Origin of the sequence: Gimesia panareensis (assembly GCF_007748155.1) — a bacterium.
Classification (GTDB): Bacteria; Planctomycetota; Planctomycetia; order Planctomycetales; family Planctomycetaceae; genus Gimesia; species Gimesia panareensis.
The window spans coordinates 3,170,401-3,191,490 of record NZ_CP037421.1; the positions used below are offsets into that span (position 1 = coordinate 3,170,401).

The 21,090-nt window shown below is 54.2% G+C and carries 16 protein-coding genes and 1 tRNA gene; 10 read left to right on the forward strand and 7 right to left on the reverse strand.

Annotation, left to right across the window (positions count from 1 at the left end; genetic code table 11):
• Positions 1-17 precede the first annotated feature (17 nt).
• From Enr10x_RS11935 to Enr10x_RS11950, 4 genes are all read right to left on the reverse strand, one after another.
• Entirely contained in the window at positions 18-1,658 is a 1,641-nt protein-coding gene (locus Enr10x_RS11935; RefSeq protein ID WP_145449278.1) for a S41 family peptidase, read from the reverse strand.
• Positions 1,659-1,740: 82 nt separating this feature from the next.
• On the reverse strand, positions 1,741-4,791 hold the full coding sequence (locus tag Enr10x_RS11940) for a PVC-type heme-binding CxxCH protein (protein ID WP_145449280.1): 3,051 nt from the start codon (positions 4,789-4,791) through the stop codon (positions 1,741-1,743).
• Between the two features lie 128 nt (positions 4,792-4,919).
• The gene (locus Enr10x_RS11945) at positions 4,920-5,927 is read right to left on the reverse strand and encodes a DHH family phosphoesterase (RefSeq protein ID WP_145449282.1); all 1,008 of its coding nucleotides are present in this window, start codon (positions 5,925-5,927) and stop codon (positions 4,920-4,922) included.
• Between the two features lie 75 nt (positions 5,928-6,002).
• Complete coding sequence (locus Enr10x_RS11950) at positions 6,003-6,890, reverse strand: bifunctional riboflavin kinase/FAD synthetase (RefSeq protein ID WP_145107545.1); 888 nt, start codon at positions 6,888-6,890, stop codon at positions 6,003-6,005.
• A 430-nt stretch (positions 6,891-7,320) separates the two neighbouring features.
• Between Enr10x_RS11950 and Enr10x_RS11955 the strand changes: the two genes are divergently transcribed.
• From Enr10x_RS11955 to Enr10x_RS11980, 6 genes are all read left to right on the forward strand, one after another.
• Entirely contained in the window at positions 7,321-8,814 is a 1,494-nt protein-coding gene (locus tag Enr10x_RS11955; RefSeq protein ID WP_145449285.1) for a Gfo/Idh/MocA family oxidoreductase, read from the forward strand.
• A gap of 117 nt (positions 8,815-8,931) precedes the next feature.
• On the forward strand, positions 8,932-9,930 hold the full coding sequence (locus Enr10x_RS11960) for a DUF6807 family protein (RefSeq protein ID WP_145449287.1): 999 nt from the start codon (positions 8,932-8,934) through the stop codon (positions 9,928-9,930).
• Positions 9,930-10,313, forward strand: coding sequence for a CoA-binding protein (locus Enr10x_RS11965; RefSeq protein ID WP_145449290.1), 384 nt, complete (start codon positions 9,930-9,932; stop codon positions 10,311-10,313). The genes Enr10x_RS11960 and Enr10x_RS11965 overlap by 1 nt, the downstream gene beginning before the upstream one ends.
• 119 nt (positions 10,314-10,432) lie before the next feature.
• A complete protein-coding gene (locus Enr10x_RS11970) occupies positions 10,433-10,957 on the forward strand; it encodes a UvrB/UvrC motif-containing protein (protein ID WP_145107536.1) in 525 nt (174 codons plus the stop codon).
• Between the two features lie 140 nt (positions 10,958-11,097).
• Positions 11,098-11,179: transfer RNA gene (locus Enr10x_RS11975), tRNA-Leu, on the forward strand.
• Between the two features lie 264 nt (positions 11,180-11,443).
• A complete protein-coding gene (locus Enr10x_RS11980; RefSeq protein ID WP_197997571.1) occupies positions 11,444-12,850 on the forward strand; it encodes a hypothetical protein in 1,407 nt (468 codons plus the stop codon).
• Between the two features lie 103 nt (positions 12,851-12,953).
• Here Enr10x_RS11980 and Enr10x_RS11985 read toward each other — a convergent pair whose 3' ends face one another.
• Both Enr10x_RS11985 and Enr10x_RS11990 read right to left on the reverse strand, forming a co-directional pair.
• Positions 12,954-13,817 carry a tetratricopeptide repeat protein gene (locus tag Enr10x_RS11985; RefSeq protein WP_232093345.1) on the reverse strand — a complete coding sequence of 288 codons (864 nt, stop codon included), beginning with the start codon at positions 13,815-13,817 and terminating at the stop codon, positions 12,954-12,956.
• Positions 13,818-13,971: 154 nt separating this feature from the next.
• Positions 13,972-16,020, reverse strand: coding sequence for a PEP/pyruvate-binding domain-containing protein (locus tag Enr10x_RS11990; protein ID WP_145449295.1), 2,049 nt, complete (start codon positions 16,018-16,020; stop codon positions 13,972-13,974).
• A gap of 275 nt (positions 16,021-16,295) precedes the next feature.
• Between Enr10x_RS11990 and Enr10x_RS11995 the strand changes: the two genes are divergently transcribed.
• From Enr10x_RS11995 to Enr10x_RS12010, 4 genes are all read left to right on the forward strand, one after another.
• On the forward strand, positions 16,296-17,288 hold the full coding sequence (locus Enr10x_RS11995; RefSeq protein WP_145107530.1) for a hypothetical protein: 993 nt from the start codon (positions 16,296-16,298) through the stop codon (positions 17,286-17,288).
• Between the two features lie 54 nt (positions 17,289-17,342).
• Positions 17,343-18,197: a 5'-nucleotidase, lipoprotein e(P4) family gene (locus Enr10x_RS12000; RefSeq protein ID WP_145449297.1), complete on the forward strand. Its 855-nt coding sequence runs from the start codon at positions 17,343-17,345 to the stop codon at positions 18,195-18,197.
• 278 nt (positions 18,198-18,475) lie between these two features.
• On the forward strand, positions 18,476-19,411 hold the full coding sequence (locus Enr10x_RS12005; RefSeq protein ID WP_145449300.1) for a DUF1559 domain-containing protein: 936 nt from the start codon (positions 18,476-18,478) through the stop codon (positions 19,409-19,411).
• A 141-nt stretch (positions 19,412-19,552) separates the two neighbouring features.
• Positions 19,553-19,981 carry a hypothetical protein gene (locus Enr10x_RS12010; RefSeq protein WP_145449302.1) on the forward strand — a complete coding sequence of 143 codons (429 nt, stop codon included), beginning with the start codon at positions 19,553-19,555 and terminating at the stop codon, positions 19,979-19,981.
• A gap of 6 nt (positions 19,982-19,987) precedes the next feature.
• Here the strand turns inward: Enr10x_RS12010 and Enr10x_RS12015 are convergent, their stop codons facing one another.
• Positions 19,988-21,079, reverse strand: coding sequence for an acyltransferase family protein (locus Enr10x_RS12015; RefSeq protein ID WP_145107520.1), 1,092 nt, complete (start codon positions 21,077-21,079; stop codon positions 19,988-19,990).
• Between the last annotated feature and the right edge of the window lie 11 nt (positions 21,080-21,090).

The window sequence follows — 21,090 nt, forward strand, 5'->3', positions numbered from 1 at the left end:
GAGAGACGCTCTACCGCTTATTGTTGCGTGTTGTTTCCTGAGCGGGGAACGAGAACCGCCTCTGAGCTCTCAAGATCGGATGTCTGCTTTCGTAAGCGTTTCAGGGCCGCAGAGAGAACTGGATCGGCGGTTTTTGTAAACTCCTCGGGGGCTGCCTTCACGGGTACGTCAGGTGGAATGCCGACGGTATCGAAGGATTTCCCGTTCGCATCCTGGGGAATCCAGCGGGGCAGGTTGACGATGATTTCCGCTCCCGCATCCAGCTGACGGGGATTGCCGCTGGAGCCTGCGGTCCGGTCTCCCATGGTGGTGACGTGAGGACAGGCCGCCAGCATCAACACAAACGCTTCAGCGGAACTCATGGTCCGTTCTCCCTGCAACACGATCACCGGCCCCTGGTAATACCAGTTCGGATCGGGCGCGAAAATTCGTTCCTGCGGGGTTCCCAGATCGGTATGCTTCGGGCCGCTACGATACTGATGCATGGCGTATAGCGTTGGCTCTTCGACAAAGTAACCTGCCATTTTCCTGGCCAATGGTTCTGCACCGCCTCCGTTGGCGCGCAGATCCAGAATCAGACCTCGGGTGCCCTGCATCTGCTTCAAAGTCGCCTCAAACCGGTCCGGAAGACTGGAAATGGAGAGCGTATCAACGGCGATGTACCCGATCTGATCCTGAGTCCGTCCCCAGCGCAAACCTTTGATCTGATTCAGCGGCCCAACCAGGTTAACCGCAGTCGCGGGACTGGCGTTAAACAGTCGCTTCCGCTGATAACCATTCAGAAACGAGCCGGACACGCGGACATAAATGTGCAGATCTTTCAATTCCGACAGCATCGCATTCAACGTTTCCGCCAGATCCTGATTGGTTTTCGCTTTCGCTGCCCGGGGCCGGTACTCCTGTTTCAATTGCTGCCAGTCGACCTGTGGTTTGACTGCAAACAGGGCATATTCACGATCAAAGGCATTCCAGACCTGATCGAAGATCCGCACCGCCTGTCCCTGTTCCAGGGTCAGGGGCACGGACAGCGTCTGCTGGCGAAAGGCATCCACGTACCGGGCGGTCCGTTTTGTCGTATCGATGACATAAAACCGCCGTTCTCTTTCTGCGGTCTCACAGTCGATCACCACCGATTCCCGGGAGGGCACCATCGGTCTGGCCCCCGCGTGCCAGCTGGAACGAAGTTTGTGATTGACGAGTCGGCGGGCCTGTTTGATCAGATCTGCGTCTCCCTGTTTCCCGACCGTGTCGGCAGGGAACAGCTCTCCCACGCGGGCGGGATGAAAGCGCAGCCAGACGCTGGTGATGTGGTCACCCTGACCGCCACTGGCTTTGAGGATGTCTCCTGGTTGATCCGGATAGACGGCCGCCCAGAGGACGTTCGAGCCATTTTTTCCCAAGACGACCTGGGACGGTCCCAGCTTGATCTGAAACTGATCCCCCAACTGGTACTCGAATGACTCCAGCCGCCAGACGTCCTGCGGACTGGTCTGCCAGTTGTAGCTTCGATTCTGCTTTGAGAAGTCGAGCGTGGCTGGATACTGTTTTGCCAGGTCGGTGGCACCGACCGGAATGGTCAGCGCAGATACCAGGCTCATTACCAAAACGGAACAGACCAGACGAAACGTCCTCCGCCGGCAGACAGGTACAGAATGCATCACAGCACCTCTTCTCAGACGAGAAAGGATTCCAGTTTGCTGAACCAGGTGCCTGCTCAGCGGGACGACCACCGCTGATCCGTTATTTTGACTCGAGTGACTCAGGTAATTTCACTTGAGAATGGCCCGAGAGATAGGCGATCAGATCGGCGATCTGCTGTTCGGTCAGCTTGTCCAGCTGGCCTTCGGGCATCAGAGACAGTTTTGACTGACTCATCTCTTCGATCTGACGTCGATCCAGAACCATCTGCTCTGTCTGTGTCTGCAGGGTAATCTGCTGATCGGTCTTGCGGAGGACATTGCCATTCAGCACCCGACCATCTTCCAGGGCGACCACCACCATCTCGTAGCCTTTGGGAATCAGGGCAGAGGGGTCAACCATGTTCTCCAGGAGATAATCCATGTTGGTCCGATTGGAGCCGGTCAGATCCGGTCCAATCGTGCCCCCGTTGCCGAACAGCCGGTGACACTTCGCACACGTCTTCTCGTAAAGTGCACGACCACTCACGCGATCGGCGTGCTGGAGACGATCTGCGGTGAGCAGGGTTTTATAGCCTTCGATCTGGGCCCGCTTCTTCTCGGGTGTCTCCCGGGTCTGCCCCCAGACCTGATTCAGTTTTTCTACAACCGCTTTGTCTTTGAAGTTGCGCAACTGTCGCACATGAAATGCGGAAACGTCTTCCTGGGGAACCTGCTTTTTGTCGATGGCCGCCAGGAGCAGCAGCACGTATTCCTTACGACTGCAGAGCGTATCCATCAGAGCCAGACGCCCCTGGTGTTTAATGTTGCGGTAGCGGCCCAGCATGCGTTCCACGGTTTTGGGATCGTAGAAGCGTGCCAGCCCCCGAAATGCCAGCACCTGCAATTCCGTCTGGTAGGCAGCCTGCTGAATCACGGGCAGCAGATCTTTGTCCTGAGAATTGTTCAACAGCGATTCGAGCGCCTGGTAGCGGCTGTTGATCGGCTGATCCTTATCCATGGCGATCTTCTTGAGTGTATCCATGGTCTGTCCATCACCAAACACGACGGACAATCCGGTCACCAGTTCCTGCAGTTCCTTCGAATCCACTTTGTCAGCCTGCTGCTTCAGCATCTTCCAGTTCTCAGGCGTCTGTGCTTTCAGTCGTCCTTCCAGCGCCGCCTGCATCCCGGTTAACAGATCCTGTTTGGCTGCGACGTCCTTGGTCTCAATCACCTGCTGGACCAGTCCCTTCACATATTCGGGATGCTGATCAATGTCTTCAGTCAGCCGCCGGGCCACCAGTCGACGCACCTCGGGACGGGTTGAGTGTTTCAAGTAGTTCAGTGCCGCATCGCTGTCGGCCATCACAGCCGATTCGATTCCATACCAGAGCATCAAAGCAAAATTGCGATCTTCGGTATCCTGATGGTGCTGATCGAGGGCCGCAGCAATCTCCCAGCGATCGGAAGCAGGCAGCGACTGCAGGGCGGAAGCCAGATAGAGTCGTACCAGGCCGGACTGATCCTGCTGTGCCAGTCGGGCAAATTCTTTGACGGCCGGGGCGGGGGTCTGGTCGTCATCGACCAGGTAACGGATGGCCCAGATCCGCACATGTTCGCTCGGATCCTGCAGCTGTTTTGTGAGCCAGGCATCATTGACCTGGTTCATACAGTACAGAGCCCACATGGCACGCAGGCGGCGGGAAACATCCTTGTTCGTTTCATAAATTTTCAGCAGTTCCGCTTTGGCCTGGTTCCAGTTTTCTGTTTCGCCGGCACGCTCCATCAGAATGCGACGGGCATGGCGGACGTACCAGTCATTGGGATGCAGCTGCAGCTTGACCAGTTCGCTGTTGGAGAGCTTGTTCAAATCCAGTTTTCCGGGGAAAGCCGGTTTGCCATAACTGATTTTGTAAATCCGCCCGCTGGTACGATGCACGCCGTCATGGTCATGACATTCTCCCAGATCGGCCCAGTCCGTGAGATAGACGGCCCCATCCGGTCCATATTTCAATTCGGTACCACGAAACCAGTCGGAGCCGGTTAACAGGAAATCAGGACGATGCGTGCCTTTGTAACCCGAACCTTCCCGCTCCAGGGCATCGTTATTCACCCGGTGGCCGTGCGTGTTACAGAGGAAGATCGAATTCCGATATTTGGCCGGCCAGTTATCTCCGAGATAGATCATGCCCCCACAGTGACTGTGTCCGCCCCCCAGTTGACCGTGAATCCCTGACGTGTCACGCGAATCGGTCCAATTTCCGGCAGAACTGTCCCAGTGATCGTGGTCGGCACACTTCGTCATCAGTTCGTAGACGTAGGGATTCGGGTCGCTGCCGTGCCCCGTCATGCGGATGTAGTGCGATCCGGGAATCATGTGCCAGAGATGGCCGTTGACGTTGTTGGTAAAAAACATCTGGCCGTATTCATCATAGTCAAAGCCCCAGGGATTGGTGGTTCCGGAACTGACCTCTTCGATGATCTTACGCTTAGGATGATAGCGCCAGATCCCGCAGTGGATGATCGTTCTTCGGGACGGTTCCGTTTCGGGAGTTCCGACCAGCGACGAGTCGGTAATGCCGTGCCGACCGTAGAGCCAGCCGTCCGGTCCCCAGGTCAGACCGCTGACAATATTGTGACGGACGGTTTTATAGTTCCAGCCTTCGAGCAGTACCTGCGGTTTGCCATCGGGCACGTCATCGTGATTTTTATCCTCGATATAAATCAACTCTCCCCGGCACAAAGCCCAGACGCCGTTGGATCCGACGGTCACGCTGGTCAGCGGTCCCTGTCCCTGCCAGAACACTTTGCGTTGATCCTTGCTGCCGTCGCCATCGGTATCTTCCAGGATAACTATCCGGTCCTGATACTGATCCTGATAGACGCCATGCGCTTCGTAGGTGAAACATTCCGCTACCCAGAGGCGGCCCCGGTCATCGATGGCAAAGCCGATCGGTTGGTGCACATCCGGCTCACTGGCAAACAGGTCGACCTTAAAGCCTTCCGGGACGGTCATGTTTTTCACCGTCTGCTCCGGCGAGCGGGCGACATCCTTGGGATCCTGTGTGTTTTCGATTTTGAAATCATCTGCGGAAAGGGATGAGTGAAAACCGCAGAGCAGGGTACAGGCGAGAAAAGCGGGGCAGTAGCGACGTAGATCGTGAAAGCGCATCAATGATCCTCGGGAACTTATATGGTAAAGGAGCGTAGACAGATAAAAATATCATTATCAATGCTATAGCAGGCAGGAAGCAAGAGCAATCAAAGCAGCTTCCGGATCATCGATTCTCTTTCAGAAAATCAATGGTCTGTTTTTTCGCTCGTTTCGAACATCTCGCGAAATTTGCCGAGGACCTTCGTGACGGCAGAGGAGAGGGGCCCGTTCAACATCGCCCCGGAGGCCTGCCGGTGTCCCCCACCACCAAAAGATTCGGCAATTTTGGAGACATCCCAGTCGGTCCGGCAGCGGAAACTGACCTTCACCTGCCGACTCCGCTGTTCGACGGCGATGAAGGCCGCCTGCGTCCCGGCCAGGGTCAGACAGTAATTAACGAGCCCTTCGGTATCCACGGGGGTCGTCCCGGTGGCACTGAAGTCTTCACAGGTCACAATAGTGTAGGCCAGCAGTCCGTCGAAATCGGTCTGCACCTGCCCCAGCACACGCCCCATCAGCTTTAACTGCGGGAGGGTGTTCTGTTCATACAGGTTTTCATAGATCTGATGCGGTTCTGCACCGGCCCGGATCAGTTCGCTGATGATCTGCATGGTGTAAGAGGTCGTCGAGGGAAAGCGGAACCAGCCGGTATCGGTGGCGATGGCTGCATACAGGAACGTCGCGATTTCCGGTGTCAGTTCGCAGTTCAGGGCGCGTCCCAGGTCGAAAATCAGGCAACCGGTCGCGGGAGAAGTGACATCTTTGAATTCTTCTGCCCCCAGTGAATCGGAGCTGACGTGATGGTCGATGATGACTTTTCTGGATTTCGTTTTGCGATAAAAGTTGGCCAGCCCCGGCAGCTGCGACCAGGCACTCGTATCCAGAATGATATGGATCTCCGCCCAGTCAAAATCTTCAGTAGTCACGCCATCGCCGACATGGCGCACCTCGTGATCACCGACCAGGAAGTCCATGCCCTTCGGTTGCACGGAGGGATTGATGATGCGGACATCTTTACCGAGTTGTTTCAGGAAACCGGCCAGGGCCAGTTCAGAGCCAAGCGCATCCGCGTCAGGACGTACATGACAGGAGAGGAGCACCTTCTGATGCGCGCCGATCAGTTCACAAAGGGGGCTCCAGTCAATATTGCTCATGCATGTTTCCTGATCTTGTGGTTCCTGCGAATTCCTGGAACGGATTCCAGCTTAGCATCTGAACATCATAGAAGATTATTCCAGCCCCTTCCATTGAGTGGCCTGCTTTTTTGCTGATTCGATATCAATCGCCAGTTGTGACTTCAGGGTCTCGACATCCGCAAAGGTCTGGATGTCTCTCAGTTTCTGCAGAAACTCCACCTGCAGATCCTGATCGTAGATTTCACCGGAAAAACCGATCAGATGCACTTCGACTTTCGCCTCACTGTTCTGAAAGGTCGGGTTGCCTCCCAGGTTAATGGCAGCGGGATAGCGTTTCCCACCGACGACGGCAAATCCGCTGTAGACGCCTTCTCCGGGAAGCAGCGTCTGCACTCCTTTCAGATTCGCTGTGGGGAAGCCGAGTCCGCGTCCGCGGGCCTCTCCATGACTGACCGTGCCTCTGATCTGATACAGCCGTCCCAGCATTTCGGCCGCCTGATCGACTTCACCTGCCTGAATCGCCTTGCGGATTTCCGAAGAGGAAATCATCCGCGCCTCGCACATGCTCGGTTCGACGACTTTGAAAAACATGCCGGCCTGCTCACAGAGGGTCTGCAGCAAATTCACATCCCCGGCGCGGTCTTTCCCGAAATAGAAGTTCGGCCCCTCGACCAGTCCCTGGGCATTGAGCTGATCGCAGAGAATCTGCTGAAAAAATTCCTGCGGACTCAGTTCGAGCAGATCATGACTGGTGGGCCAGGCGATCACACAGTCGACGCCCAGTTGTTCCAGAATCGCGGCGCGGTCCTCGATCCCCATCAGTTCGGGGGGCGCATATTCGGGGCGGAGCAGGTGGATGGGATGGGGATCAAATGTGAAGACCATCGCCGGTAACTGCCTGTCACGGGCGTGCTGAACCAGCGTCTGAATCATCTTCTGATGCCCGCGATGAACGCCGTCAAAGTTCCCGATCGAGATCATTCCCCCCCGGCAGGCATCAAATCCTTCTGTTCCTCGTATTAACACCACTGAACCCAATAATATTTTGTCTTTATTTAGAAATTCACTGCGATCGGGACAGATCGTCTGGAGTACCCCTTGAATCGGCACGAATTCAGAAAATGTAGAGCGATAAGTACCATCTGATCCCAAATATTGCTACTATTACGCGTAGGAAAAGGTGATTTCCTCGCCCTCCCCGGTCTGCATCAGGAGGGTGCTCACCTGTCTGTCTATCTAGACTGTGTCCAGTTTTACGATCGCGTCTCCAGGGCCATTTGGACCGCGTATGTTTGATTGAGAAACGCTATGGTTAAATGCGGCACGCTCTAGCAAGCTTTTGGTATCTCAAAAACTCTGATGATGCCATTCAGTATCAGATTCACTTTATTAAATAACCGGAGATAACGAAATGGATCAAAGCCCTATCAATCGCAGAGATTTCCTGAAAACCTCAGGAACGACCGCCGTCGCCGCCAGTGCGATCGCCGGACTGGCCAGTGCCCCCGCATTGGGAGCCGGGAACAGTAACGAAGCCATTCGCATTGGATTTATCGGCCCTGGTGGGCGGGGTTTTGGTGCTCATGTCAAAAAACTGGTCCAGCTGAAAAAAGATGGTAAGAACATCGAACTGGTCGCTGTCGCTGATGTCTACTCCGAACACCGCGACCGGACTGCTGACTACATCAAAAAAGAGTTGGGTAACGATGTTGCCAAGTACACCGATTACCGCGACATGATCGAGAAAGAAAAACTGGACGCCGTTTCGATCGGAACTCCCGACCACTGGCACGCCAAGCAGACCATCGATGCCATGAACGCCGGCCTGAACGTCTACTGCGAAAAGCCAATGACGAAAAAGGTCGAAGAAGCGCTGGCAGTCGTCGAAACCTGGAAGAAGACCGGCAAGATCATGCAGGTCGGTGTGCAGTCCACCAGTCTGCCTGTCTGGGACGATGTCCGCGCCCGTCTGCAGGACGGTCAGCTCGGTAAAGTGCTGCAGTTCCAGACGGAATACTTCCGGAACTCGTCCATGGGACAATGGCGCTACTACGCGTTGAAAAAAGAAATGAATCCCACCAACATCGACTGGAATCTCTGGCTGGGTGTGAAAGAAGGCCTGGCCGAGTATCAGCCGTTTGACCGTGCTGTCTATGCCCAGTGGCGTCGCTTCTGGCCGTTCGGCTCCGGGATGTTTACGGACCTGTTCGTGCACCGGACCACAGCCATGTTGAAAGCCACCGGACTCCGTTACCCCGGTCGCGTTGTCGGTGCAGGGGGTCTGTATCTGGAATACGATGGTCGAGACGTTCCCGATGTCGCTACCGTTGCTGCCGACTTCAACGAAGGCGTGCAGGGGCTGGTCAACGCCACCATGTGTAACCAGGAAACCCGGATCAAACAGATCATCCGCGGTCATAACGGTTCGTTCGTCTTCGGTAACGGCGAAGGTTTTGATGGTTACGATTTCATCCCCGAGCGGCCCCAGGTCACCCGCGACAGCTCTCTGAAGCAGCAGCGGATTGATGTCGCTCAGATCAAAGACACGACCTACACTCACTTCAAGAACTGGATTGAAGCGATGGAGGCCAACGATCAGAGCAAGTGTAACAACCCGCCCGATCTGGGTGCGGCTGCCATCGCGGTGGTCAACATGGGCTCCAACAGCTATCGCCATGGTAAAGTTTACCACTTCGACGGAGAATCGGGAACGATTTCCGATGGAGACGGCAGCTGGTCCAAGAAATGGGAAGCCATGTCCAAAGCACGGCAGAAACCCAAGCACATTCCCGGCTGGAAAGCCGGCGACAAAGGCAGTGTGCTGGAAGAGCCCAGCTACATGGCTCTGGCCGGTCCCTGGATCGACGGCAAACCGCCGAAAAATGATCCCAACAACGCCGGCTAAGCTTCCGGTTTGAATTCTCTTCTCCCGCGTTCCCTACCCGGAACGCGGGATTTTTTTTACACTGATGTTAAACAGAATTCCGATTCCACTTTGTTCCTGACCAGACTGGAAATCAATATGAAACGCTTGACCTCCCCGCTTGCCTGTTGTCTGTTACTGCTGCTCTTCACGCAAGTGACGGCCACTGCCGCTGAAAAACAGGGCTTCACCTGGAAAGACCATCCAAAACAGAAGACTGCGGACCTGTATTTCAACGGCCAGCCCGTGCTGCAGTACGTCTATCCGTTCGACAATTCGACGCCGGAAAAATTTCACGACACGTACAAAGTCTTTCATCACGTGTATGGCCCCCAGAGCGGGAAGGTGATCACCAAAGGTCCGGGCGGGAAATACACGCATCATCGCGGCTTATATGTGGGCTGGAACAAAACCGGCTTCGAAGGCAAATCGCTCGACTTCTGGCACTGCAAAAACGGCGCGCACCTGCGTCATGAAAAATTCCTGGAGATGAAAGGCGGTCCCAAAACGGGAACCATGACCGCTGTCATTCACTGGGAAGATAAAGACGGGAAGCCGGTGATCGTCGAAACCCGCAAGGTCACCGTGACTCCGCTGGAGGTTGCCAACTCCGACGCACCAGCCTGGCAGATCGACTGGCAGACCACGCTTGAGAGCAAGCGAGGCGAGATCACCCTCGACGGCGATCGCCAGCATGCCGGCTTCCAGTATCGAGCCGCCCAGCCGGTCGCAGAAGCCAACAATGCCGTTTACATTCGTCCGGAAGGGTTTCCCCAGCAGCCGGCTCCTTTTCAGGTTTCTGACAGAACCGATCCCAACAAGCATGTGAACCTGGGCTGGTTTGAAATGTCATATGAGATGGACGGCAAGCATTACAACGTGGAATACATGGAAGATCCGAGTGTGCCGAAACCGTCCCGCTATTCAGAGCGACCCTACGGTCGTTTCGGGGCCTTCTTTGATACGAAAATCGATGAAGGGCATCCGCTTAAGATGAATTACCGCGTGATTGTCAGTGAAGGTAAGACACCCTCCCAGGTGGAGATTCAGAAACGCTATGACCAGTTTGTTGCCTCGCTGAAGAAACAGGATTCCTGATGAGCAAGCCGACCGTCGCAATTATTGGTGCGAGCACGGACCGACAGAAATACGGCAACAAGTCGGTCCGCGCGCATCTGAGCCAGGGGTACGACGTTTATCCCGTCCACCCCAGTGCCAGCGAGATTGAAGGCCTGACCGCCTACCCTAGTCTGAGCGAGGTTCCCGTACAGAACCTGGATCGGATCAGTGTCTACGTGCCTCCGGAAGTGGGCCTCCAGTTGCTGGAGGAAATCCACCAACACGGGGCCAGGGAGGTCTGGTTCAATCCGGGCAGCGAAAGTCCCGATCTGCTGGAGCGGGCCCGGGCACTCGGGCTGAATGTGATTCAGGCCTGCAGCATCATCGCCATCGGCGAGTCCCCCGCGGATCACTCGGATTGAGGCAAACTCAGAATCGCGATTGAGCCCTGCCACGTGTTCGTATAGAATAAAATCAGACGCGCTGGGACGCCGTCTAAAACAGTTTCCCCCTCTCCACGGCACGCAATGAAGCATCGATCATGAAAAAATGTAAAGTCTGTAATAAGCCGGCAGTGTATCACCTGACCGAAATTCAGAATGGAGAAGCCCAGGCGCTGCATTTCTGTGAAGAGCATTTCCAGGAATACATCAGCGGACAGACATCCCAGGAAGAATGGGAACCGCAGGATGACGCTACGTTGATCGAACTCAATTCCCAGGAAATCCAGCTGGACGAAGAACTGGAATGCCCCAATTGCGGGATCACGTTTCAAGAATTCCGCAGTGAAGGGCGGCTGGGCTGTCCGCATGACTATATTGCCTTTCGCGAACCGCTGATCCAGCTGCTGGAAAACATTCACGGCGAGTGCGTGCACATTGGCAAATTTCCCAAGCGGGCACCGACTTCCAGCCAGCAGCAGTACAACCTGATTAAACTCCGCCGGGAATTGACCGCAGCGATTGCGGAAGAAAACTACGAAGTGGCGGCTTCGCTGCGGGACGAGATTTCCAAGCTGGAACAGGAAGAGCAGGAGCAGTCCGAATCGGACAGTTCGACGGAGTAGACCTCTCTTTCCGGTTCCATTTTGAGGCAAAAATCGGGTCAATCCGCTTGAAAGGCCTGTAAAGTCCCACTTTTTTCAGTCGGACGATTTGTATCAGGTCCCGGAAGTCGTTAGTATTCCAGCAGAATCAGAATTCCCCCGGGGATGTGGTGGAATTGGCAGACACGCTAGATTTAGGATCTAGTGCCGCAAGGCGTGCAGGTTCAAGTCCTGTCATCCCCATTCTTTTAAGCGATTTGCAGCAGATGCTGCAGGTCGCTTTTTTGTTTTCCCGTCTGCATGGAGCCGTCTCAATTCTCCGTTTCGCTTTGTCGTCTGACATCGACTTTGGACGAAGCGACTGCACATATACTATAATCGAGCCAGACTATTCTTCACTCAATGCAGGGATTTTCTGCGTTCCGGGTAGCGATATCAGAAACGGATAACCTATCCGTATATGATTCATCCAAATTCATAAAACTGATTGAAAGCAAGAACATCTCAATGAAAAACCTGCTTCTCATGCTCAGCCTGCTTTCACTTCTAGGATGTCAACAAACCCCACGTGAAGCTGCCATCGATCAAATCGAAAAACTTGGCGGGAAAGTTTACTTTTCAGAAGAAATCAATTCAACCTCTGACAAAACAGGTGCTGAAAGACCAGTCGTCACAATCAAGTTATATAGAACGAAAGCGGACGATTTCATATTAGAAGAACTCGTGCATTTTCCTGAATTATATGCGTTATATCTTGGTGATACTAAGATCACGGACAAGGGGTTACAGCATCTCGAAAAATTGCCCCAGCTCGGCTTGCTAGATCTGGCTGATACTCAGATCACAGATTCTGGCCTGAATTACTTACAGCATAATTCCAGGCTCGAAGCATTGTTTCTTGTTGACACGAAGGTCACCGATTCAGGTTTAAAGAATCTCAAAAGCTGGCCTCTATTAACATCTCTGAATTTACGAAATACTAAAATCACTGATCGAGGTTTGATGCAGCTCAAACATCTAAAAGAACTGGATCTTCTGATTCTTGACTACAACAAGATCACTGATAACGGCATGCAGTATCTCGAAGGGATGAACACACTGAAAACTCTTTCCCTGACACACACCGAGATCACAGATGAGGGACTGAAAAGTCTGGCAGGACTAATAAGGTTACAAACACTTGAACTTGATGACACAAAAATCTCTGATGCGGGACTTGATCACCTCAAAGAGCTTAATTCTCTACAAACCCTGTTTCTGGGAAAAACTGAAATTACTGATGCAGGCATACAGAAAATAACCGGGCTTCCCAGCCTGCAAGCACTTCAACTTGAGGACACAGCCATTTCAGATGCTGGGATTGAATCCCTCAAAGAAATGGATTCTCTACAATGTCTCTACCTTGCACGCACCAGTATTACCGATTCGGGGTTGAAGACAATTACAGAAATCCCTCATTTGGATAGTCTGGATATCTCCAGTACCAGGATAACTGAAGCTGGATTAGAACATCTGAAAGCAGTCGAAAAGCAATTAATGTATTTGAAACTTGCTGATACTCCGATCACAGACTCTGGTTTAAATCGCTTGTCTGGAATCAGGTTTCTGTCAGTTCTCGATCTGACCAGGACTCAAGTCACAGATGCCGGGATACCGCAGATCGTTGAACATTCGGATATTTACATTCTTTCACTCGCCCAGTGCGAGATCACAGATCAGGGATTGAAGGAACTGGCAGGGCTCAAGAGGATCGGCGATTTACGGCTTGATGGGACGAAGATTACTGACGCGGGATTGATTTACCTGACAGGAATGCAGTGGCTGACGCAACTTCACTTGAAGAACACAAATGTTACCGAAGCAGGCGTCCGTGAATTACAAAAGGCACGCCCTGATTGTCATATCATTCGCTAGCTGACGATGATCAAATTTCATCTCATCACGAAAACGGGGCACGCATACCCATCAATCCCACAGAGTAGCGACGGCTCCATCTGCTTTGCTGAAGTTGATCGCTCTAGAGAGATTCTCCAAAGTCATTCAAAGTTTGTATGGCGATTTCGTGCCCCTGTCGGGCCGCTTTACGAAACCACTCCAGCGCCTGCTTGTGGCTTTGCTCGATCCCCTCGCCATCTTCATACATGACACCTAAATTATATTGGGAATCAGCATCTCCCTGTTCAGCAGCTTTACGGAACCACTTTACTGCCTGCTCTGGGTCCTGCTTAACGCCGTTACCATTAAAATACATGAGCCCCAGGCTGAATTGGGCATCAGCGTTTCCCTGTTCCACAGCTTTGTGAAACCATTCCAACGCCTGCTGATTATCCTGCTTAACACCTTCACCAGAAGCATACATGGTTCCCAGGTTGGTTTGTGCCTCAGCATTTCCCTGTTCGGCAGCTTTGCGGAACCACTTTACCGCTTGAAGCCGATCCTGCTCAGTCCCCACTCCACCGTCATACATGTATGCTAAATTAATTTGTGCCTCAGCATCACCCTGTTCAGCGGCTTTGCGAAACCACTCCAGGGCTTGTTTTTGATCCTGTTCAACGCCCTCTCCATTCGCATACATGGCTCCCAGGTTGTATTGTGCGGCAGCGACTCCCTGTTCGGCAGCTTTGCGAAACCACTTCAGCGCCTGTTTGTAATCCTGCTCGACGCCATCACCAGTGTAATACCTGTAAGCAATAATGTATTGCGCCTTGGCATGCCCGCCTTCAGCAGCTTTCAGATAGTGCTCAAACGCTTCTTCCTCTGATTGAAATGAGTGGGGAGTCGATATCGCTGTCGGGCCGCTGAGTGGTTCTTCGCGACAACCACTCAACATGATCAAACAAACGACAACAAATGAGAGCCCTTCAACTGCAGTATTTTTCATCTCTTCCGACTTTCCTCGAGGCATGACATTATTCTTCCGGCAAGATCAAATCAAACAGAACCCGGCGAATGCCATTGTGCAGCCAGAGGAGACATGTGTCAACCACGATTGATTGAGCCATCGGGGCTGATTCCAGGGAACAGAAGTGCTGTTTTTATTCTGCCTGTTCCAGGATCCGTACCACCTGGGCGTAAGTGTCGATCTCGATCAGGTCGCCGTCACGGATCGTTTTCGTGGCCTTGCCGGTGCCGATCAGAGTTGGCTTTTTGAGTTCGCGGGCCAGGATCGCTGCATGGCAGGCGATGCCGCCGTCATCGGTGACGATCGCGCCGCAGGACTGCATCAGGGGGAGCAGGGCGGGACTGGACTGAATCGAGACCAGCACTTCGTCTTCCCTGACCGTAAACCCTTGTGAATCCATGCTGAGCACCACCCGGGCCCGGCCGCGGAAGATTCCCGGCCAGGCGACCTGTCCTGTCAATTCGCCCGTATCGCTGACAGACAAACGCCGACGCTGTTTCGCCAGTCGGGTTAGTAAATAACCGGTCTGCGAAACCAGTTGAAAACTTTCTGCCCCCGCATTCACCTGAAAAATGTAACGCTGGCCGGCTTCCACGGACTGCAGGCGCGATTCCAGCAGTTCCCGGGTGACAGTCCCCGCTTTCAGTTCGCTCCATAAAAACAGATCGCAGGCGCGTTCCGGTTCTGCTAACCCCAGTTGCTCCGCAGTCTGTATCGCCAGAGGCTCCAGGATCTGTCGTTCGATAACCGGATACAGGGAATGAGAGCGAATCTGCTCCGCCAGCCCGCGAACTTCCGGGTCGTCAATTCCTTCCTGTTCGATATAAATCAATACCCAGGCGGGGAAGACCGTCGTATGCTGTGCGACATCGGCAAAGAAGTCTTCCAGTTCGGTCAGATTCTCAAATCCGCTCAAACCCTGCTTGATCACCGCGGGTCCCTGAGCATAAATACCCAGACCGTAACGCAAGATGCGGAGCAGTTCCTCCCGGTCGTTCTGAAACAGATCACCGATCCGCTCCAGAAAGGCATCTGCAGACCGCTTCGGATAAAACACGTTCATCATCCCCGTTTCATCCTGAATCAGCAGCGCTTCATTCAAATGCGTTCCCAGGGTATTGTCCGCGTGCTTCGCATCCATCCAGTAAGGCAGAATGGAGCCCGCCAACAGGAAAAACGGCCGCCGCACACAGAACTGCCATTCGAAGCCGGGATCAATCAGCGGCTGATCATATTCCGCGGCGAGTGTCGTGATCGGCCGGGCCTGCAGAATCTGAAACTGTCCGTTCTCGATGGCCCATTCCGTATCGATGGGGTGTCCGTAGTGGTCGTGCAGACGGGACAGGATCCCGGCAAACTCCGTCACCTGGTCTGCGCTGATTTTGGGCTGACTGCCGCGACCGTCCAGTTGCTCCCAGACCGGTTTAGCGGTACCGTTCCCCAGCCAGAGCGCCTCTTTCTGCTCACCGATGATCGACTCCAGAATCTGCCGGGAGCCGCGCTGCACGATGAACTGATCCGGAACAATCCTCCCGGAAACGATCGCTTCTCCCAGCCCCAGGCAGGCTTCAATCAAATGAATATCGGGCTCCTGAGTGACCGGGTGCACCGAGAAGCCAATGCCCGAGATTTCGCTGTCGACCATCTGCTGCACGACGACTGCCACCGCGATCTCACCAGAAGCGTAGCCGTGCGTCGCGCCATAGGCCAGCGCCGATTCGCTGAACAGAGAGAGCCAGCAGTCCCGGATGCGTTCTGTAATTTCCCCCGGAGACACATCCAGATAGGTTTCCAGCTGTCCCGCCCAGGCGCTGGTGGCACTGTCTTCACAGGTGGCACTGGAGCGCACCGAGACGCGTGCGGACTGCAGTTCCGCGGCCGCCTCCTGCACTGCGGCTTTGATCTCATCCGGGAACGCAATTCCTTCGAAGCAGTCTTGAATCTCAGCGCGGGCCTGTGCCAGTTCCAGCTGGTCCGCATTCAATCGGCGAATGACATCCAGAACCGCCTGCTTCAGATCTCCCTGGAAAAAGCAGTCCCGGAACGCACAGCTGGAGACCACGAAACCGGGCGGAACCGGGGCGTGTGCCTGGATCAGCTCTCCCAGCGACGCTCCTTTGCCCCCCGCTTCCGCGACCTGGGACGCATTGAGTTCGGACAGTCGATAAATCAGCCTCGGCATCAGGTCTGTTCTCCCTAAACAGTTGGATTCTGAATTGAAAGCATATCGAGTTGATATCGCCCGCAACACACTGTTTGTTTAAACACCACCAAATTCTTGTAAATTTTACAGAGACCGGCACATTTCCCCCATCCCGGGGCCAGAGTGATCTATACCTCAAATCGATTTCTCTTTATGGTTCCCCCTGTTTCCACACATCCCTCCGCAGACAGAAGGTCCTTCTGTCCTGTTTCCTTAAATCATTCCCCGCCCGCGTGTCGGCAACGGACTGCAACATGAGATATTTCCTGCTGTTACTGCCCCTGCTGCTGTTTGAAGGGGATGCAGGTCTGTTTGAATATCGCACGAAAAACTTCACGGTCTTCTGCCGTGATGCGACGCTGGCGGTCCAGATCGGCGAAGCAGCGGAATACTATCGCGATAAACACGCCCGGGAATGGCTGGGACATTCGATCCCCAACTGGTATGCCCCCTGTCCGATCCGTGTGAATGCCGGTGAATACGCGGGGGGAGGGGCCACGACGTTTTCCTTCGACCAGGGCCAGGTCTTCGGCTGGGACATGCAGGTGCAGGGGACGCAACAGAGTCTGCTGGAGAGTGTGATTCCGCATGAAGTGCTGCACACGGTCTTCGCATCTCATTTCCGTCGACCTCTGCCCAGGTGGGCCGACGAAGGTGCCGCGACCTACGAGGAAGACGAAGTCGAGAAACGCCCCATTCGTGAACTGGCCCGGGAAGTCGTGGGGACCGAAAGACAGATCCCCATTCGCAAGTTGCTCAAAATGCAGAATTATCCTGACAACATGGGTGGCATCGCCGTCCTGTATGCGCAGGGTTTCTATCTGGCTGAATACCTGATCGATCGCGAAGGCAAGCAGGAGTTCGTCCACTTTCTGGAGACTGCGCACCAGACCGACTGGGACACCGCCTTCCGGACCCATTACGGTTTTAAAAATCAGGAAGCCGCCTACACCGCGGCCTGGCAGAAACATTCCGCCTCCGATCAGAAACTCGCCAGTCGTTATGAAATCAGGATGTTTACCAGTCCCGACTGCAGTAAATGCGAAGAAGACCGCAGAAAACTGCTGCCGGAACTTCGGGCCAAAGGGCTGATTGTGAAGGTCCTCGATTACGATCGCAACCTGGATCTGGCACGTAAGGAAAACGTGATTGGGCTCCCGACCTATATTATTTATGAGAACGGGAAACGCATTGCCAAGCTGCGCGAGAGCCATGCGCTGAGTTCCCTGTTGCGGCGTCGCCATTGATTTTCGTATAAGAACGGATATCACTTGCGATCCCCTGACTCATGAGGTGCCCCAATGCTGCGATTCGTCTGTCTGCTGATCTTTGCGTGTGGACTCCCCCATAATCTCTTTGCGCAGGAAACGGCCACTCCGGCTGTCACGCAACGCAGCACCGACCAGGGGCTGGATGCCACGCTCTGGATGCAGACCTCCGTCGAACACGATGTCGCCTGCACGCAGTCATATCGACTGGCGTGGATGCAGGTCAGAAAAGCATTACGCGATCCCTGCTGGACGGCTGCCGTCGAACAGACCGCAGGTTACGCCGGGCTGCCTCCCGCCGTGATCCTGGATCTGGATGAAACTGTGATCAATAACGGAGTCTTCATGGGCGATCTGGTCCGCAAGGACGTCAGCTGGAACCCGTCGCTCTGGAATACCTGGGTCCTCTCGGAGCGGGGTACCGCGGTTCCCGGCGCGAAAGAATTTCTCAATCAGTTGCGCGCCCATCAGATCGCGATCTTTTTCATCACCAATCGCGAGGCAAAACACGAAGCGGCGACAGTCTCGAATCTGTCCCAGATGCTGGGCTGGCAGGTCAGCCCCGAACAGGTTCTGCTCCGCGCTGAGAAACCGGAATGGACGTCGAACAAATCCTCCCGCCGCGCCCAGGTGGCCCGCTGCCATCGGATTCTGCTGTTAGTGGGAGATGACTTTAACGACTTTGTGTATCAGGGAAAGCTGTCGCCGCAGGAACGCATCAGACAGGGCAGGCGATACCAGAATTACTGGGGCCGCCGCTGGGTGATTCTGCCCAATCCCGTCTATGGAGACTGGGAAACAGCCCTCTATCATTACGACAGCCAGTTACCGACGGCTGAAAAGCTGCAGCTGAAACTGGACGCACTGACGCCTCGGACAGACCAGTAAACCTGCAGGGAAGCGGATCTGGTGACCAACAGTCTCCCACTTTTTTGGGTCATCTAAAAATCAGGGCGCCGATCCGGGAGATTAATAACATTTCTTAACAAAAAGTCTTGTGCCTTTCATAGCCTGCCACATAATAGGAATCAGCTATGTGCATCATTGATACACAAAGCCTTGGTATTCTCGCGTAGAATCAAGCGCTCTGATTGAACGAAATACTACACCCTTCAATTCTTCTGAATTCTATTTCGTTTCTTCAATTATCTTTGAAAGGCACAGTCATGCTTACGCAGCCTGCGAAACGGGGCTTCACGCTCATCGAACTTCTGGTCGTCATTGCCATCATCGCCATTTTAATCGCACTGCTGTTACCGGCAGTCCAGCAGGCGCGCGAAGCCGCCCGCCGCAGCACCTGTAAAAACAATCTGAAGCAGATGGGCCTGGCACTCCACAACTATCACGACACGCACAAGGTCTTTCCGCCCGCGACAATCAATGCCGGCTTGTATTACTACGATTCTGTCAACGGAGCGGGTTCAAATCTGCTGAACCATACCTGTTATCAGATGATTCTGCCGTTTATCGATCAGGCAAACCTCTATAACAAATACAACTGGAGCCTGCCCAGTGGCCCCGCCAAACATTCCACCGGATGTACGGGCACCGCTACAGGAAATCAGTTCTCGGTCGCGACAGCGCCCATCCCCGTCTTCCTCTGTCCCTCGGATCCCGGCGCACCATCACAAACCGTGACATCGAGTACCTACAGTGCTCAACCCGGCTGGAGAACCAGTTATGGCGTCGTGTCTTATGCCTATGGCGGTTCCATGGGAAGCTGGAAAAAGAATTCGAGTACACTGAAAGGAACTCTGGGACGGAATGGCTCTGCCAAGTTCCGGGATATCAAAGATGGTACCAGTAACACGATGATCTTCTGTGAAACACAGCTGATTAAGACATCAACCAGCTATGGTCCCTACTGGAACACAGCCGCGCACACGTTCTTTATTCTTCCCGGGGTAACGAATTACACCATCAACCACAACTACAGCGGTGGAAAACAGTATGCCTGGGGCGCCGGCAGTTTTCATGTCGGCGGTGCGCACATCATGATGGCAGATGGGGCCGTTCGCTTCCTGAGTGAAAACGTGGACCGCGTAGGAGTCGTCCAGGCACTGGTCTCCGTCGGCGGGGGAGAAATCCTGCCGGAATTCTAAGCCGATCCTGACGCACCTGCTTAGTACGATCTTAAAATACAGACCGCGGTGAACTCGCTTCACCGCGGTTTGTATTCCTTTCTTCTGTGGCGCTCGCGACTCGATTTTCACAATCAAACTCACACTGACGGGATCAGATTCATGAATTCTGCCTTGTGCTCTCTCAAAAACTTCATCCTCTTTTCGTTTCTCTTCGGCCTCTGCGGTTGCACCGGTGGCAGCGGGGAACCGGTGCCGGAACTGGCTGATGTCAACGGTGTCGTCACCATTGATGGTGCACCTCTCATGAATGCCAAGGTCATTTTTGAACCACAGGAAGCAACAGACAATGCCCGCCGCCGGGCATCCAGCGCCACCACGCAACAGGATGGTTCCTATACCCTGGAATACAACGAAGACGTCTCAGGGGCTTCACTGGGCGCCCATAAGGTGATGATTCTCAAGCTCACTGATAATCCGGAAGACGCCGGCAAACAGCTGGTGCCTCCCAAATACAACGATCAGTCTGAACTGACAGCGGAAGTCAAAGCGGGCGGAAATTCCATCAACTTTGATCTGACCACGAAGTAACTCAGTTCAGATCCGGGCGGGTTGCTTGACGGGAGATGCTTTCTGGCTGGTCTCGACCGAACTGACGTAGTGACTGCTCCGGAGCAGGAAGCGTTTTTCGACCAGGTTCCACATCAGAACCGCACCGAAAAACGTCAGGCTGACTGCGGTCGCCAGGAACAACCAGGGATGTTCTGCCGACCAGCCTGCATTCAGCAGCAGCTGGATCAGTGGGAAGTGCAGGATATAGACGCCGTACGAAAAATCGCCGTACTTGCCGAAGTTCCCCGCGTAGAGAAAGAGTCCGAAAAACAGGACGATCACCGCCAGTGCCATCGGTTGCAGCCAGGGCAGGGGAGTCCAGTGGTCGATCAGCAGCACAAGGGCGGCCAGGGTAACGAACAGTTTCACACGGCGTTCAAACAGCGGCAGATAATAAAACAGCCCGGCTCCAGCGACGAAAAAGCAGAGCTGCCCAGGCAGCTGGCGGGCCAGCTGTTCATAAAAGGCATTCCCCGTCTGCGCAGCGGCTCCGAGCAGAAATGTGGCATAGCCGACTGAAAGGGCATAGACCAGCAGCAGCAGTGGCAACCGCGGCGCGCGTCTCAGGCAAAATACGAGCAGCGGCACCGAGACGTAGAACATCACTTCCACTTTCAGTGTCCAGAGCGCACCGTTGACTGCCGGCAACCGATTCGCTTCAAACACGCCCGGCAGCGTCGACTGGATAAAATTCAGAAACGTCAGGTTCGCCAGCAGGTACTTCACCCAGCTCAGGGAAAAATACTCCGGCAGCGGTTGAGTGCTGACCAGGGCCAGCCCGAGTGCGGAGAGCAGGACCACCGTGAAATAAGCGGGATAAATCCGCCGGATGCGTTTGCTGGTGTACGAGAGGAGCGAGGACGAGCGTTCGTAACTCATCACAATCAGAAATCCGCTCACGACGAAAAACGCCTGAACTGCAATCCTCGATGACAAAAACCCCGTGACACTGCGCAACGCTTCAAAGCCGGAGAGTTCGGTTGCATGAACCAGGCAGACCGTCAGCGCCAGCAGCAATCTCAGCAGATCGAAGTTATTCTTCTTGAGACGGGGATGATCGAGGGGCAGCAAATCCATTTCCTCACCCG

Bases quoted from the DNA above. Each gene is read 5' to 3' on its own strand.
- Enr10x_RS11970 (WP_145107536.1), top strand. From the start codon at position 10,433: ATGAAAAAATGTAAAGTCTGTAATAAGCCGGCAGTGTATCACCTGACC.
- Enr10x_RS11940 (WP_145449280.1), bottom strand. From the start codon at position 4,791: ATGCGCTTTCACGATCTACGTCGCTACTGCCCCGCTTTTCTCGCCTGT.
- Enr10x_RS11985 (WP_232093345.1), bottom strand. From the start codon at position 13,817: ATGAAAAATACTGCAGTTGAAGGGCTCTCATTTGTTGTCGTTTGTTTG.
- Enr10x_RS11955 (WP_145449285.1), top strand. From the start codon at position 7,321: ATGGATCAAAGCCCTATCAATCGCAGAGATTTCCTGAAAACCTCAGGA.
- Enr10x_RS11935 (WP_145449278.1), bottom strand. From the start codon at position 1,658: ATGCATTCTGTACCTGTCTGCCGGCGGAGGACGTTTCGTCTGGTCTGT.
- Enr10x_RS11965 (WP_145449290.1), top strand. From the start codon at position 9,930: ATGAGCAAGCCGACCGTCGCAATTATTGGTGCGAGCACGGACCGACAG.
- Enr10x_RS11945 (WP_145449282.1), bottom strand. From the start codon at position 5,927: ATGAGCAATATTGACTGGAGCCCCCTTTGTGAACTGATCGGCGCGCAT.
- Enr10x_RS11960 (WP_145449287.1), top strand. From the start codon at position 8,932: ATGAAACGCTTGACCTCCCCGCTTGCCTGTTGTCTGTTACTGCTGCTC.
- Enr10x_RS12005 (WP_145449300.1), top strand. From the start codon at position 18,476: ATGCTTACGCAGCCTGCGAAACGGGGCTTCACGCTCATCGAACTTCTG.
- Enr10x_RS12000 (WP_145449297.1), top strand. From the start codon at position 17,343: ATGCTGCGATTCGTCTGTCTGCTGATCTTTGCGTGTGGACTCCCCCAT.
- Enr10x_RS11990 (WP_145449295.1), bottom strand. From the start codon at position 16,020: ATGCCGAGGCTGATTTATCGACTGTCCGAACTCAATGCGTCCCAGGTC.
- Enr10x_RS11995 (WP_145107530.1), top strand. From the start codon at position 16,296: ATGAGATATTTCCTGCTGTTACTGCCCCTGCTGCTGTTTGAAGGGGAT.
- Enr10x_RS11980 (WP_197997571.1), top strand. From the start codon at position 11,444: ATGAAAAACCTGCTTCTCATGCTCAGCCTGCTTTCACTTCTAGGATGT.
- Enr10x_RS12015 (WP_145107520.1), bottom strand. From the start codon at position 21,079: ATGGATTTGCTGCCCCTCGATCATCCCCGTCTCAAGAAGAATAACTTC.
- Enr10x_RS11950 (WP_145107545.1), bottom strand. From the start codon at position 6,890: ATGATCTCGATCGGGAACTTTGACGGCGTTCATCGCGGGCATCAGAAG.
- Enr10x_RS12010 (WP_145449302.1), top strand. From the start codon at position 19,553: ATGAATTCTGCCTTGTGCTCTCTCAAAAACTTCATCCTCTTTTCGTTT.